Source organism: Paucibacter sediminis, from assembly GCF_030254645.1.
Classification (GTDB): domain Bacteria; phylum Pseudomonadota; class Gammaproteobacteria; order Burkholderiales; family Burkholderiaceae_C; genus Paucibacter_B; species Paucibacter_B sediminis.
The window spans coordinates 2,403,516-2,418,038 of record NZ_CP116346.1 but is presented as its reverse complement, the minus strand read 5'-3'; the positions used below and the strand labels follow the sequence as shown (position 1 = coordinate 2,418,038).

Sequence of the window (14,523 nt, the reverse complement as noted above, 5' to 3'; positions counted from 1 at the left end):
GTCAGGGTCTTCCCTAGACGGGTGGCGAAACCAGCCGACGGCGGCGCACCGGCGCCTTAGCCGACTCCGTAGATTCAATGGACGGAATCTGGGTCGACCGGCGCTCGACCAGGCTCACGGGAAGTTCCAGCGTACGGCTTGGCATGTCCGGCGCACCCATTCGTTCAGCCAGACAAGCCACGGCACGCTCAGCCAATGCACCAATGTCCTGACGAAAGGTCGTCAGCGCGTAGGCCTCGTATGCGGCCATCGGGATGTCGTCGAAACCGACCACCTTCACATCTTCCGGAACGCGCAAGCCATACAGCGCACGTGCGCCATCGATCAAGCCACAAGCCAGCGCATCGTTGGTACAGAACACGCCATCGGGCCGTGCCGAAGGCTCGGCGAACAGTTGTCGCGCGGCTTCGAAACCATGGGCATAGGAAACACCTCCTGCCGTGGCCTGGCGTAGCTTCACAGCGCCGCGCCTGACCTGACCCGCGAGAGCCTTCGCAAAAGCGGCACCGCGAGCACTGGGACTGAGCGTGCCGGTCACCACGTTCAGAAAGACCAAGTTGCGAGCGCCTGCACGACACAAGACCTCGGCAGCCAATGCCCCGCCCTGCCGATTGTCGCTGTTGATGACATCAACACCTTCCAGCAGCGGCTCGCGGTTGATCATGGCAACAGGAATGCGCAGGCGCAGATACTCCTTGGCCAATTGAATCGGCGGCGTGCCGGAGGTCAGGATCACGCCGGAGATTCGATACTGCATCAACTGGCGCAAGCTGTTCGAAAGTTGCTCCGGTTCGCTCGCATCCATCAGCAAGGGCGCCTGCGACCGAAGCGCCAACTGGTGCGTCAATGGGCCGAGCAAGCTCAGTAGGAATGGGTTGTCGAACCCCGACACCACCACACCAACCAGATTGCTTTGCTGCTGGATCATGCTGCGAGCCAGCATATTCACTTGGTACCCCAAGGCTTCAGCCGATTTGAGTACCTTGGCTCGCGTCTCGGGGGCGACGCTTGCCCCTTCAGTGAACGTGCGCGAAACGGCTGATCTGGAGACGCCGGCGTGGCGCGCAACGTCGGCGGAAGTAACCCAAGCAGAACTTTTTCCAGAACTCATAGAGCTGCCAGCAGCCTCAAGCAAATCACAGATGCCCGTCAGCTTACACGCTTGCGTTGACTGGCACGGAATCTGAGCGCCGGCTGCTTCCTTCTCAGGCGCCGCTCAACTACCGCGACTGCACGGTCGCAACCAACCTGATGCCGAAGTTCTTCGGACTTCGGCTCCGCAGCGATTTCTGTCGATGACGAAGGCATCAACCGAGCACTCACTGCTAGAGGCGCTTCAGCACGTCGCCGTCCAGGTGTGGCACTGCGCGCTGATCAACCAGCTCGACGACAAGTCTGGCAAGCCGGGACAACCCTTCTGCGGCGCCGCGATCTGGCGCTGCATCCCACGGCAGCCACGCATGTGGCCTATCGAGCTCCGGCAGCTGCCACTGGAATCGCGCGACTCCGTTGGTTTTGGTCGCGGATTCCAGCAGGCGTTCGCCATGTGTCAAGCAGACCCAGAAGCCCGGGTACTGATGATCAAGGTGCCACCAAGCCCACCCGTAGGTGGTACGGTCCTCGGCGATACACGCTGCGCAAGCCTTCAGCGGGTGATGCGCTCGGAATCGGCTCGTGAGTAGGCCCAGGCGGAATTTGAGGTGCGCCACGGACGGGCCGGCCATCGCGGCGATGGCTTCATCCACCTTGGCTGAGCTCAGGAACGGGCGATAGAAGCGAAGAAGCGTTCGCTCGAGCGCGATGGCCTTGACGTCGCCGAGCAGTCCTGCCGTGTTCTGCTCGAACTCATGCAGGCCGCTCGGGAAGTCGTGCTGATAGCCCTGCCGACGACGCCCGAAGAGGACGTCTGCCGTTTGATCTGCCAATCGATGGCCCCACAGGCGGTGGAGCCGGCTGACAAGGCTGAATAGGGTCTCGCCCGGGAGCCACTGAAGCAGATCCAGGTTCAGGCGTTCGGCGCCGACCGCGGGGACGAGCTTGTTCCCGCAATCCGGCTTTCGGTCGCCAGGTGTTCCGGGCAATTAAAGTCGTAAACAACGACACAGCGTTGCTGCGGGTTTGCCGGGAGGCAATCAGCTTCACCGCCAACCCAAAGCCGTAAACAACAGAATATGGGCCAGGATGATCCATGCCCATTGAGTCTTACGCTTTTGGCGCGTAAGCCATCCCGTCCTGCCAGACCGGCTCCATGAGTGCAAGTAAGTCCGGTGGGATGCGCGCGTCCCCCTTCGCATCATCCAGCGTCTCCTGCATGGCCTGCGCAATGCGCTGCAGTACTGGGCCTGGGCGCACCACGCCGCACACCTCTGTGCCGAACTGCATCAACTCCTCGGTCGTCGGGTAGGCCTTCGTGTGGTGTTTGCCAGCGAACAGCTTCAAGGCCATCGTGCGATCCGTGTGCTCGACATCGCCCACGTAGCGTGTGTATGTGTAGATGGCCATGGCTGTGAGCGTTGCAATTTGATCGGCGTAGACCGGCCCGCCTCGGAACTTCGCGGTCGCACATGAAACCAACCGCCGCCTTGCACGACTCGCTGACTCAGATTGGCCATGCTTCCAAAGACGCTCGCACTTGTTGATGACGATCGCCAGTACACCGAGTTCCTGTCGGAGTACCTACGTTCGCTGGGGATCAAGGTCGACGTCTTTGACGACAGCAACGACCTGCTGGCCCACGTGTCGGCCTTCGACTTCGACTTCTTCGTCATCGACCTGATGCTTCCTGGCGTCGACGGAGTCGAATTGATCAAGGTGATTCGCAAACGAAGCGTTGCCGGTTTACTGGTCGTGTCGGGCCGCCTGGCGCCCGACGCGTTCAACCAGGTCATTCTTGCCGGTGCCGACATGTATCTGGCCAAGCCTGTCCAGTTTGAGCAGGTTGGCCTTGCCATCAGGGCGGTGCAGCGGCGCGTCAAATCGGCAGCGCTGAATCCCAGCGGCTGGCATCTCGACAGACAGGGGCAGCAATTGATTGCGCCGGATGGCGCAAGGATCGATCTCAGTGAGACTGATCTGGCGCTGGTTGATTGTTTTGCGCAGGCAGCGGGTGAGGTCGTACCCCGGGAGACGCTGCGGCAACTGCTTGGCAAGCCGTCAGCCGACGTTGAGACCGGAGACAGCGTAAACGCAGCCATCTACCGCCTGCGTCGACGCATCGAGCGCGCAACCCCCTGCCTGGTACCGCTGCAATCGAAGTCAGGCGTCGGGTACCAATTCAGGGCCCAGTTGTCGGCCAGTTGAACGGATGGCCCGCAACCGTTGATCGGCTCATGAATTTCCATCCGCAGACCGCACTGCAAGTCATCGGCTTCCTGTACGTCGCCCTGCCCTTCGTTGCCTGGAGCATTGTCCGCACCAGCGACTATCGCCAATCCGCCTGGCTCTGGAGCTTGGGAAGCACTCTTTACGGTGTTTCATTCGTCCTGCTCGGTCTACGCGGGCAACTGCCTGACTGGCTGACCTTGACCGTCGCCAATTTGGTCGTGTTTACAGCCTGGGTCCTGCTGGGCTCAGCGCTGATCCGGGCTCTCGGGGAACGGCCGCCCTTGGCTCGCATGCTCGGCCTGTGGCTGCTTGCCTGTGCGTCCTACGTGACCATGCGGATCGTCGACGCGTCCGACGGCACGCGCGTAATCGTGGTCAGCAGCTTCTACGTCTTCGCATCAAGCTGGGTGGCATGGACCGCAGCACGGCTCTACCGGCATACGCGATATCGCAGCGCCGGCTTGGTGTCGGGCGCCTACCTGTTCTTTGCGTTGGCCCTTGTCGTGCGGGGCCTGTCGGTCGCGCTTCAGAAGCAGGAGTACCGGGCCTTCGCGCCAGGAGCGGAAGTCGCCGTCGTCTATATCGCAAGCCTGGTTGCCGCGCTATACGGCAATCTTGGTTATATCGGCATCACACTCGAATCGTCGCAGGCCATGGAAGTGGCTCGTACCGTAGCGCTGACGCGCGAACTCGAGCAGCGCCGACAGTCAGAGCTACGTGCTACCGAACTGGCGCAGCTTCTGCACGAACGCGAGCAGCTTCTGATGCAACGCGAGGCCTTGCTGGCCTCACTCGCCCATGAGGTCCGTCAACCCCTCAACAATGCTTCGGCGGCCTTACAGAGCGCGCGCGCCGCGATCCTCCAGCAGTCGAACGACTGGCGCCGAGCCGGCGCCACCCTACAGCGCGCGGCCGATGTGATGTCGCATGTAACGGCCGCCGTAGACAACACTCTGGCCGATGCTGTCCTGCTTGACGATGCCTTGCCGCTCGAGAAGGACGATGTGGATATCGACACATTGATCGACCTGACGCTGGGCGACTTCGCCCCTTCTGAGCGCGAGCGCATCCAAGTTGTCCGCGAAACCCTCACCCGCACCGCGACCATGCATATGGGGCTGATGCGACTGGCCCTGCGCAACCTGCTGGCCAATGCGCTTGGCTGCTCTCCGGCGAACGCCCAGATAACGATCCACATCATCGAGAGCGAAGAGCCGCTGGCCTTGTTACTCGATGTGGCCGACGAAGGCCCAGGCGTGCCTGTCGAACTGATTGACCGCCTGTTCACCCGAGGAGCACGCGCGGGCAACGCCCGCACCGGCCTCAGTCACGGCCTGGGTCTTTACATCGTCCGTCGCATCATGGAGAGGCACCGCGGCCAAGTCATCTTGATTCGCAACAGTCCCGCCGGCGCGACCTTCAGGGTCGTGATTCCGCAGGGCGCTTGATGAGGGCCCGCGATGATTCGCCCAACCGCTGCCATGCAACTGCAACGACTGCTGATCTCTTCCTGTCGGCCGTCAGGCACCCCAGGCGGCAGCTCCGCTAGGCTGGGCACAAGCGAACGACGAACGCCTCAAAGCCTTCCTGCAACTCGCGGTCTACGGCCGGCTTGCGGCGGGTGATCTCATTAGCCAAATCCTGCAATTGCCAGGTCAACTCGTCCAAGGTTGCTTGCAACTCCGCCAGCAGCGCTGAATCGTCCCGTGCCATGTCCAGCATGGTGCCCAGGTAGTCCGGGTTGAAACCGACCTGGAGCAAGAGAGAATGGATGCGCGCCATGCGTTCAGCAATGAAACCAAGCGGTTGACTTTGCGAAGGCAGCAGTCCCAACGACTTGCTGTGCAGGTCCTGCCAAGATTGAAGGACGCCTTCCACGAACTGGAGCTGCGTTGACGTACTGCCTTCCGAAAGAGGGCTTGCGCCAACGTCATGCCGTGGCTTGAGCATGTCGCGCAACGCGCGGATGGCGGCAGGATCAAATCGACTCAAGTTGAGCCGGTAGACGACGTCCAGGTGCTTGGCATCGAAGCGGCGCAGCAAAGCGTCCATGACTTCGGCCACAGCAAGCACCTTGCCAAGCGGATGGATGTCTCGCCCACGAAGGCCATACGGATAGCCACTGCCATCCAGGCGCTCATGGTGAGTCAATACGGCATGGGCAACTGCTGAGGGCACGCCCGGAAGGTCCTTGATGACCACGTAGCTGGTAATAGGGTGGACATGGACAAAGCGCCGCTCCTGCGGCGTTATCAGGTGCGCAGGTTCCAGCAGACTAGGGTCGGTATGCATTTCCCCGAAGTCATGACACAGGCCTGCCACCAGTAGCTGTGCTTGCTCCTGCACACTCATGCCCAGCCGGCGCGCCGTCGCAAAGGCGATCACGGCCACACGCAAGGAATGCTGGAGCATTTCCAGTCGACTATCGCGCATGACGGTCAGTCGGAAACAAATCGGTGTCGGCAGCACGAGTTGTGCGAACGCGTGCTTCACCACCTCGGCTCCACCGGTTTGTGCCGCCAATATGCTCAGCGAACTGTTGGACGCCAACAGTTCCGCACTGTCAAAGGCAAGCTGCGTTGCAGATACGGCATCAGCCGCACTGAGCATGCTGTCAAGGGGCTCGCGAAGCTGATGTTGAGACAAGCGCTCATAGGTGCCGCGGTTGATCCGCGCCCCCTTGGCCACCAGCTTGATGCCCGTCTGGGAGTAGATGTCATGCTGGACGACGACGTCTTGCTTCTCCCCTAGGTCCGTGACGGCGCGCACATAGTGCGGATTCTCTGCTGGCAACTCAGATGGAAGGTCGGTCTGCTGCTCATTCATAGGTACTGGAAGCCAACTGCGTGCAATCTCCGGGCATGGTCGATCTTATTCGCGCCCAGGCAACGCGACGGCTACGCCCAAATGTCAGGCAACAGACAGGGCGGGCGACGAAGATGGCGTCCGGCCGGTTACCCACCAGGCCGAGAACGTCATGGGAGCAGTTTGGTGCCAACGCAGCGCCATTGCCTGGGCTGGCCGTGAACTCGAGCACCCAATACGAAGCGCCGCTGCAGGCATCAGGCCCACAGCAGTTCGTGCGCATGGGCGTTACCGCGCTCGCCTACTACTTGGCAGCACGCCTGGGGCTGCTGATCCCCTATATCGGATCGCACGTCTCGTTGATCTGGCTGCCCACCGGCATCGCGCTGGCGGCTTACCTGCGCTGGGGCCACTCAATGGCACCGGCCATGCTGTTTTCCGCCTTCTTGATCAACTACCAGATTGGTACGCCCGCCTGGGCTGCTGCTGGCATGGCGGCAGGCAATGCACTGGGGCCGTGGCTAAGCGCCCAACTGCTCGGCCGGCTGGGCTTCGACGCGGCGTTGACACGCCGCGTCGATTTGGGCCAGTACCTGCTGGCCGTGGCACTGGGCATGTTGGTCACCGCCAGCAACGGCTGTGCCTGGCTGCGCATGGCAGGTTTCCTGACGGCCGAACAATGGGCGCCCGCCTGGCTCACCTGGTGGACCGGCGATGCGGTCGGGGCCCTGCTGGGTGGGATTCCGCTAGTTGCTATGTCCCGTGCCAACATACGCACCAGCTTTGCCGGCCGGCGCGGCCGCTTCAACATGGCCTTGCTGGGCCTCGTGCTGGCCTGCGGCCTGCTGACCTTCTCGCCCTGGACGGCGCCCTCGACGGCGTTGACCTTCCCCCTGCTGGCCCTGCCGCTGTTCCTGATGGCCGTGCTGGCGCTGCGTGCAGGCGTGCTGGCGGCCTCGCTAGCGGTTTTGCTATTGTCGGCTACGGCCGCCTGGGGCACCGCCAATGGTATCGGCCCATTCGCTGGACACGATACCCATGCCGGCCTGCTCGCCCTGTGGAGCTATGTCACGGCCCAGGTCTGCACCGGCGTGCTGATCTGTGGCCTGGCCGCCGAGTTGCTGGCCAGCCAGCGCCAGCAGCAGGCGCAGTTCCTGCATGCTAGCGAGGGCATCCTGGTGGTCGATTCCACAGGCAAGCTGAACGCGATCAATCCCGTGGCGCGGGCCATGCTGGAACTGCCGGCGCCTGAGGTGTCCGGCACAGGCGAAGTCCAGTTGTTGCAACTGCCTCGCGACAATGGCGCACGCCTCGCCGAATGTCTGCAACAGCCTTCGGGCGCGCCACGCCTGCTGAGGCTTTGCCGCCGTGATGGCCAGCACATCGAAGTGGAAGCGCAGATTGCACGCTTCCGTGACGCACGCGGCCGTCAGTTGTCGCAGTTGTTGCTGCGTGACGTGACCGACAGCCGCGAGGCCCAGGCCAAGCTGGCCGCCAGCGAGGAACGGCTGCGCGCCATCACCGACAACGCGCCCGCCCTGATCGCCGATCACGACCGCGAATTCCGCTATCGCTTCGCCAACCGCACCTACCAGGACTGGCTGGGTGTCGCGCCCGACGCGGTGCTCGGTCAGACCGTGGCCTCCGTGTTGGGCGACGCGGCCTGGGCCGAGGTGCGGCCGGCCATGGAAGCCGCATTGCGCGGCGAGCCCGCGACCTACGAACGCCACATTCAAGGTCGGGCGGAGGACCGTTGGATTCATGTAGCGCTGGTGCCTCGGCGCGATGTAGCGGGTTCGGTGGAAGGCTTCTACGCCCTGGCCAGCGACATCACGCCGCGCCTTCGCGCTGAGCAGGCCCTGCGGCAGAGCGAGCAGCGCTTGCGCAGCATCACCGACCAGTTGCCCATGCGAATCTCCTATATTGGTACTGACGAACGGTACCGCTTTATCAACCTCGCCTACGAACGCGCATTCGGCAGACCGCGCCAGGAGTTGTTGGGACGCACGGTCCGCGAGGTGATTGGCGATGGGGCCTATGGAGAGGCCGCGCCTCGCATCCGGCGCGCCCTTGCTGGTGAGACCGTAAGCTTCGACAGTGAGATCACCACGCGCGAAGGCTATCGCTGCTACCGCGCCAGCTACCTGCCTCAATTTGCGGACGACGGCCGCGAGGTACTCGGCTTCGTCGCCATGATCCTGGACACCACGGCACAAAAGCAAGAGGAGCGCCGCCTGATCGAGTTGAGTCAGTCGGACAGCCTGACGGGTCTGCTGAATCGCGCAGGCTTCGAACAACGTATGCACGAGGCGGTGCAACGCGCCCGAAGCACAGGCAGTGCCATGGCCTTGATGCTGCTCGACCTCGATGGTTTCAAGCAAGTCAACGACAAGTTGGGGCACCTCGCTGGTGATCTGCTCTTGAAGGCCTTCGCGGGCCGCTTGGCCCGCAGTCTGCGTGCAGCCGACATCGTGGCCCGTCCCGGCGGTGACGAGTTCGCCATCATCATCGAGCAATTGGCCACACCCGCCGACGCTGCCACCATTGCAGACAACATCGTTCAAGCGATGCGCGCGCCCTTCGTGCTGGAGCACCGCTCCGTCCAAGTCAGCACCAGCATTGGCGTAGCGCTGTATCGCGACGAACCTGGCGTTACCCCACGCGATATCAGCAAGCGCGCCGACGACCTGCTCTACGCCGCCAAAGCCGCTGGACGCGATCGTTTCTGCATCGAAGCCGAGGATGCTGCCTGCGCCAGTGAGCGCACCGATGCGGCATAGCCCCGATGTCGCGCCAGACTCACACAGAGGCTGCTGCGCCTAGGCTAGTCGTGAAATGATCTGCAGTTACAACTAGCAAAACAAGGTCGTTGGGACCGGCTCTGGATTGGCGGCGCCGGCTCACTCTCACAAGATGTCATCTTCTCAGTTGCCCACCCGTCCATCGCGGTGGCGGATTCGCACGGTCCTGACTTGGCTGGTGCTCGCGTGCCTGCTGCCTGGAATGATCGGCACGAGCGTACTCTTCGGGCTCGAGTACGCGGACGGCATGGTTCAGTTGCAGCAAGATACGATCGCCCGGGCTAGGGCCATGACGCAAGCGGTCGACGGGCAGCTGTTCATTGCCAGGGCCACGGCTCAGACGCTCGCCGCGTCCAGAGTCTTGCTCCGTGGCGACTTCAAAGAGTTCCACCAGCTTGCTCGCGATGTACTGGCATCGACAGGTGTCGGGATGAACGTCGTCGTCAGCGATCCAAGCGGCCAGCAGATCCTGAACACCCTACGGGAGCTCGGAGCACCTTTGCCTCAACACGGCAACCCAGAGGTGTTGCGGCAGGTTCTCATCACCGCGCGTCCGGTCGTTTCCGGCCTGTACGTCGGCGGCGCACTGCACAAACCGGTCATCAGTGTCGACGTGCCGGTGCTGGTGGGCGGCAAGGTAGCTTATGTGCTGTCTGTCGGTATGCTGCCCGGCGATCTCAACAGCATTCTGGTGGCCCAGCACTTCTCGACTGACCTCGTTGCGGCGGTGTTCGACCCCGAGGGAACCATCGTCGCTCGGACCCATTCGCCCGAGAAATTCGTCGGGCAGAAGGGTACGGCCGAATACATCCAGCAGATTCGACAGACTCCCGAAGGCGGAATGCGGACGATCACCCGTGAAGGCATACCGACCTTGTCCGTCTGGAGCCGCTCGGCCGAGACCGGCTGGAGCGTCGGCATCGGCATACCGTCGGCTTCGCTCGAACACGCCCTGATGCTCAGGCTCGCCTGGTTGGGTTTCGGCATGACGGCGCTGCTGGCCATTGGCCTCGGCCTGGCCTGGTTCGTCGCCAGAAAGATTGCGGTATCGGTACGGGGTCTGACTGCCCCGGCCTTGGCGATGCGCGAAGGCGATTTGGCGCCCATGCCCCATCTGGAGATTGAGGAGTCCGCCGAAGTGGCCCAGGCTATCAGCGAGACGGCACAGCTGCTGGCCGCACGCGCGGCCGAAATCACGGCGATCCAGCGTGCCGCGGGCTTTGGCGTCTGGCGGCATGACCTGAGGACGAAGGAGCTGGTCGTCTCAGACTCGATCCACGAAATGTTCGGGCAGGAGGTACCGTCCTTCCCAAGTCAACGTGGCACGCTTTTTTCTGTGCCGTGCTGGGAGCAGTTGAAGGCCGCCGGCGAGGAGGCCGCCCGGAGCGGTGAAGCCTATGACCTGGAACTGCAAGTCAACCACGCCAACGGTTCAATCGTCTGGGTCAACTTGAAGGGCAAGCCGCTCTTTGACGCGGCAGGCCGCGTCTGTGAATTGCGCGGCAGCATTCTGGACATCACGAAACGCAAGCAGGCAGAGCTGGCCCTGGACCAAAGCCGGCAGTCGCACATGCGGCAACTGGAGCAGGAGGTCGCGGCGCGGACGGCCTCGCTCAAAGCAGCAAACCAGGAGCTTGAACGCCTCTCCCGCACAGACGTGTTGACCGGCTTGCAGAACCGCTACGCCGCCAACGACAGGCTGCGACAGGAGTTCCTGCGCCAGAAGCGCACCGGCAGCATCTATGCCGTACTCTTCATCGACATCGACCATTTCAAGAAAATCAACGATAGCTACGGCCACGAGACCGGCGATCAAGTGTTGCGGCGATTGGCAGAGGTGCTGCGCGGTACGGTGCGCGCCACCGACTTTGCAGCCCGCTATGGCGGCGAAGAATTCGTGGTCGTGCTGCCGGACACGGATGTTGCCGGCGCTCAAGTCATCGCCGAAAAGGTTCGAAGTGCGATTGCTGAGTCGGTCTCCATCACGGGCGCGCCCGTGACCGTCAGCATTGGCACCTCGGCCATCCGTGCCGAGGACAAGAACGAGGAGGAGGCTGTCATCCGGGCGGACGAGGCCTTGTACCAGGCCAAGGAAGAAGGCCGCAACAGGGTGGCATGGCGTTGAGGCCGATCGGCCCCCGGTCAGACGCCGATGCCCACGCCAGTTGAGCTTGCGATCGTCAGACTAAGACCGGAAGTCATCTCCGCACCCGGCTACACGAAGGGATTCGCTCCCACACTTCTGGTGACCGTTTGACGCTGTGTGTGGCCGGTTGAATCCAGCAGTCCAGCCCGCAGTTCGCCTAGCGAGCCAGCACTCAGGCGGACGGTCAAGCAGACCGCAGTCGTCGGCTGAATCGTGGTGACGGTCACGGGGTCAGCGTCAGAGAAATTCCCGCAAAGCCGATCGCCAAGTTTCGGTGAGTAGGCGTCATGAATTTCCGCCAGGCGAAACGAGCCATCCGCCATGCGCAGCGCGACCTTTCTCCGCCCAGCTTCAATCCACGCAACCGTACAAAAGCTCAGTTCGCCATTCATACCGAACCTCCTGGAAAGGTCTGCTGGATCGTACTGTGGCCTCGGCAGCTAGCGCGAAAGCTGCGGTGCCAGCAAGGACAAACGAGAGCCTTGCTTTTTGATGAATCAACGGGCGCAGCCTAATTAAGCTGCGTCATCGGGCTCGGCGGGATGATCCAAAGGGCTCCATTCGGCCCAGTCCTCGCCCAGCAGTTCGACCGGGTGTTGCGTACGGTCCGAGCCATTGCCGCAAGCCATGTCGCCCGCCGGGCAGTATCTGTCGCAACCCCAACAGATCCGTTCGGGGTTCTTCGGGTGCATGGGAAATCGCTTGGTCATGGCTATGGCTCCGTGTGTGCCGACTCAGGCCAGGGCCATCAGCGCCGCCTCGCGCGAAAGACCATAGGCCTCGACGAAGAACTGGTAGCTGGCACCCGTATCAAGATCGGTGGCGCCGTCGATGCCAACGTCGTCCAACGTCCCCACGAGAACTTGGGCCGCCCGCAGCGGCTTGGCATCGATCTGCTGCGCCAGCACATAGCTGCCATCTGCGGCGCGCAGGACGACGCCGCCGCGCGGGCTCACAATTTCCACGGTGCTCTGCATCTGCACGGCTTTCTCCTTGGCTAGCCACCCCCACCCTCCCCGCCTGCTCGCGGTTTGAGGGCAAGGGCCAGATCAGCTTACTTGGCGCGCTGCACCGTGGTGTAGCTGTTGATCAGGTTGCGGTAGTCGGGGATGTGGTTGGCGAACAGTGCGCCCAGACCCTCGACGTCGTTGCGCCAGTCGCGGTGCAGTTCGCAGGCGGCGCCGAACCAGCCCATCAGCTGCGCGCCGGCTGCCGTCATGCGGTCCCAGGCCGACTGGCGCGTCACCTCGTTGAAGGTGCCCGACGCATCGGTGATGACGAACACCTCATAGCCTTCCTCCAGGGCCGACAGTGCCGGGAAGGCGACGCAGACCTCGGTGACGATGCCGGCAATGATTAGCTGCTTCTTGCCGGTGGCCTTCACCGCCTTGACGAAATCCTCGTTGTCCCAGGCATTGATCTGGCCGGGGCGGGCGATGTAGGGCGCGTCGGGGAAGGTCTCCTTCAGCTCGGCCATCAGCGGGCCGTTGGGCCCGTTCTCGAAGCTGGTGGTCAGGATGGTCGGCAGCTTGAAGTACTTGGCCAGATCGGCCAGCGCCAGCACGTTGTTGCGGAACTTGTCGGGGTCGATATCGCGCACCAGCGACGACAGACCGGCCTGGTGATCGACCAGCAGCACGGCGGCATTGTTCTTGTCGAGACGAACATAGGGCTTGGACATGGTGAACTCCGGTTGAATGACTGAATGAGGGGAAAGATCAGCGCGCCGAGTCGAGCTGCTCGTGGCTCTGCGCGACGGCCTGGGCCTTGGTGTAGCTCTCGATCAGCAGGCCGTACTCGGGGAAGATCTTGGTGTAGATCTCGGCCCATTGCATGGCGTCGTCACGGTTCCAGGTCTTCTGAATCTCGGAGGCCACGGCGGCGGTGTCCATCGGCACGGCGCCGGCCTGCATCACGCGCGCCAGCGTGATCTCCTGCGCCATCTTCGAGTAGGTGCCCGAGGCATCGATGACGACGAAGACCTGGTAGCCGGCCGCGATCGCACTGATCGCGGGGAAGGCCATGCAGACGCTGGTGATGGTGCCGGCAATGATCAGCTGCTTGCGGCCGGTAGCCTCGACGGCGGCGACGAAGTCGGGGTTGTCCCAGGCGTTGATCTCGCCCTTGCGCGCCACGTACTTGGCGTGCGGCGCGCTTTCATGGATCTCGGGGATCAACGGGCCGTTGGGGCCTTGCGGCACCGAGGCGGTGGTGATTACCGGAATCTTGGCCAGCGTCGCCATCTTGGCCAGCGCCCCGGCATGGGCACGCAGCCGCGTGAAAGGCATGTCGTTGACGGTCTGGAACAGGCCGCTCTGGTGGTCGATCAGCAGTATCGCCGCGTTGGCGGGATCGATAACGGGGCGGGCGCCGTTGAAGTTGGCGACTTGGGCAAATGCAGTCATGAGTGAAACTCTCCTTCGGTGGGTTCTCGGGGTGGGGTGGGGTTCAGGGTCAATCTGCGGGCGACTCGGAGTGGGATGCGGCGGACCGCGCCAGCTCCTGCGGCGGGATGCGTCCGAAGCGGCCGCTACGAAAATCGGCGATGGCCTGCTCGATCTGCTCGGCGCTGTTCATCACGAAAGGGCCGTGGCCGACGATCGGTTCGTCGATCGGCTCGCCGCTGAGCAGCAGCACCGTGGCGCTGTTGTTGGCCTCCAGGCGCACGCGGCGTCCGCTGCGGTCGAGCAGGGCCATGGTGGCCTCACGGGCCAGTTGGCTGTCGTTCACCAGCACCGTGCCGCGCAGCACCACGACGGCCACGTCGCGGCCCTCGGGCAGTTCGAGCTCGACGGCCTTGCCGGCATCCAGCCGCAGGTCCCACATGTCGATGGGCGTGAAGGTGCGCGCCGGGCCAATGTGGCCGAGATAGTCGCCCGCGATCACACGCAGCGAGCCGGCATCCTGGCTCGCCTCGTCGAGCAGCGGGACCACCGGGATCGCGGTGTTCGTCAGCGTCTGGTAGCGCGGCGCCGTCAGCTTGTCCTTCGCGGGCAGGTTGACCCACAGCTGCACCATCTCCAGCGTGCCGCCCTGGCGGGTGAAATCCGCCGAATGGAATTCCTCGTGCAGGATGCCACTGCCAGCCGTCATCCACTGCACGTCGCCGGGGCCGATGCGCCCGCCCGCGCCAGTGGAGTCGCGATGCTCCACCTCGCCCTGATAGACCACGGTCACGGTCTCGAAGCCGCGGTGCGGGCGCTCGCCGACACCGCGCCGATGCGAGCCCGCCTTGAAGACGGCCGGACCGGCATAGTCCAGCAGCAAGAAGGGGCTGGCATGGCGACCCAGCGTGTCGTACGAGAACAGGCTGCGCACCGGAAAACCGTTGCCGACCCAATGCTGGCTGCGGTTGCCATAGATGCCAAGAACCTTCTTCATCTCACGCTCCTTGCCGATTGGAGGCGGGCTGCCTCCGTCGTGAATTGAATGTTGGTTTTGACCAAT

At 63.1% G+C, this 14,523-nt stretch carries 14 protein-coding genes; 4 read left to right on the top strand and 10 right to left on the bottom strand.

Translation table 11 applies throughout. The features are described 5' to 3' along the window. Positions 1-13 precede the first annotated feature (13 nt). From PFX98_RS11190 to PFX98_RS11180, 3 genes are all read right to left on the bottom strand, one after another. Entirely contained in the window at positions 14-1,111 is a 1,098-nt protein-coding gene (locus PFX98_RS11190) for a LacI family DNA-binding transcriptional regulator (protein ID WP_285235288.1), read from the bottom strand. A 214-nt stretch (positions 1,112-1,325) separates the two neighbouring features. After that, positions 1,326-2,081 carry a TniQ family protein gene (locus tag PFX98_RS11185; protein WP_285235287.1) on the bottom strand — a complete coding sequence of 252 codons (756 nt, stop codon included), beginning with the start codon at positions 2,079-2,081 and terminating at the stop codon, positions 1,326-1,328. Positions 2,082-2,202: 121 nt separating this feature from the next. Next, the gene (locus tag PFX98_RS11180; protein ID WP_285235286.1) at positions 2,203-2,502 is read right to left on the bottom strand and encodes a hypothetical protein; all 300 of its coding nucleotides are present in this window, start codon (positions 2,500-2,502) and stop codon (positions 2,203-2,205) included. Positions 2,503-2,610: 108 nt separating this feature from the next. Here PFX98_RS11180 and PFX98_RS11175 point away from each other — a divergent pair, with 108 nt between their 5' ends. Both PFX98_RS11175 and PFX98_RS11170 read left to right on the top strand, forming a co-directional pair. Continuing rightward, a complete protein-coding gene (locus tag PFX98_RS11175; RefSeq protein WP_285235285.1) occupies positions 2,611-3,300 on the top strand; it encodes a response regulator transcription factor in 690 nt (229 codons plus the stop codon). Positions 3,301-3,329: 29 nt separating this feature from the next. After that, on the top strand, positions 3,330-4,772 hold the full coding sequence (locus PFX98_RS11170) for a sensor histidine kinase (RefSeq protein ID WP_285235284.1): 1,443 nt from the start codon (positions 3,330-3,332) through the stop codon (positions 4,770-4,772). Between the two features lie 97 nt (positions 4,773-4,869). Here PFX98_RS11170 and PFX98_RS11165 read toward each other — a convergent pair whose 3' ends face one another. Then, entirely contained in the window at positions 4,870-6,150 is a 1,281-nt protein-coding gene (locus tag PFX98_RS11165) for an HD-GYP domain-containing protein (RefSeq protein WP_285235283.1), read from the bottom strand. Positions 6,151-6,347: 197 nt separating this feature from the next. On the opposite strand from PFX98_RS11165, the gene PFX98_RS11160 reads away from it, so the two are divergent. Beyond that, positions 6,348-8,909: a sensor domain-containing diguanylate cyclase gene (locus PFX98_RS11160; protein ID WP_285235282.1), complete on the top strand. Its 2,562-nt coding sequence runs from the start codon at positions 6,348-6,350 to the stop codon at positions 8,907-8,909. A 223-nt stretch (positions 8,910-9,132) separates the two neighbouring features. Then, positions 9,133-11,055 (top strand): diguanylate cyclase, encoded by a 1,923-nt coding sequence (locus tag PFX98_RS11155; protein WP_285235281.1) that lies wholly within the window; start codon positions 9,133-9,135, stop codon positions 11,053-11,055. Positions 11,056-11,144: 89 nt separating this feature from the next. On the opposite strand, the gene PFX98_RS11150 is transcribed toward PFX98_RS11155, so the two are convergent. The 6 genes from PFX98_RS11150 to PFX98_RS11125 all read right to left on the bottom strand — a co-directional run bounded on the left by PFX98_RS11150 (position 11,145) and on the right by PFX98_RS11125 (position 14,457). After that, a complete protein-coding gene (locus PFX98_RS11150; RefSeq protein WP_285235280.1) occupies positions 11,145-11,468 on the bottom strand; it encodes a hypothetical protein in 324 nt (107 codons plus the stop codon). 123 nt (positions 11,469-11,591) lie between these two features. Then, entirely contained in the window at positions 11,592-11,786 is a 195-nt protein-coding gene (locus tag PFX98_RS11145) for a DUF3079 domain-containing protein (protein ID WP_285235279.1), read from the bottom strand. 24 nt (positions 11,787-11,810) lie between these two features. Then, positions 11,811-12,059 carry a hypothetical protein gene (locus tag PFX98_RS11140; RefSeq protein ID WP_285235278.1) on the bottom strand — a complete coding sequence of 83 codons (249 nt, stop codon included), beginning with the start codon at positions 12,057-12,059 and terminating at the stop codon, positions 11,811-11,813. Positions 12,060-12,130: 71 nt separating this feature from the next. Further along, positions 12,131-12,757, bottom strand: coding sequence for an isochorismate family cysteine hydrolase YcaC (gene ycaC, locus PFX98_RS11135; RefSeq protein ID WP_285235277.1), 627 nt, complete (start codon positions 12,755-12,757; stop codon positions 12,131-12,133). A 37-nt stretch (positions 12,758-12,794) separates the two neighbouring features. Beyond that, positions 12,795-13,481, bottom strand: a complete 687-nt coding sequence (locus PFX98_RS11130) for a hydrolase (protein ID WP_285235276.1) — start codon at positions 13,479-13,481, stop codon at positions 12,795-12,797. 49 nt (positions 13,482-13,530) lie between these two features. Further along, positions 13,531-14,457 carry a pirin family protein gene (locus PFX98_RS11125; protein ID WP_285235275.1) on the bottom strand — a complete coding sequence of 309 codons (927 nt, stop codon included), beginning with the start codon at positions 14,455-14,457 and terminating at the stop codon, positions 13,531-13,533. Between the last annotated feature and the right edge of the window lie 66 nt (positions 14,458-14,523).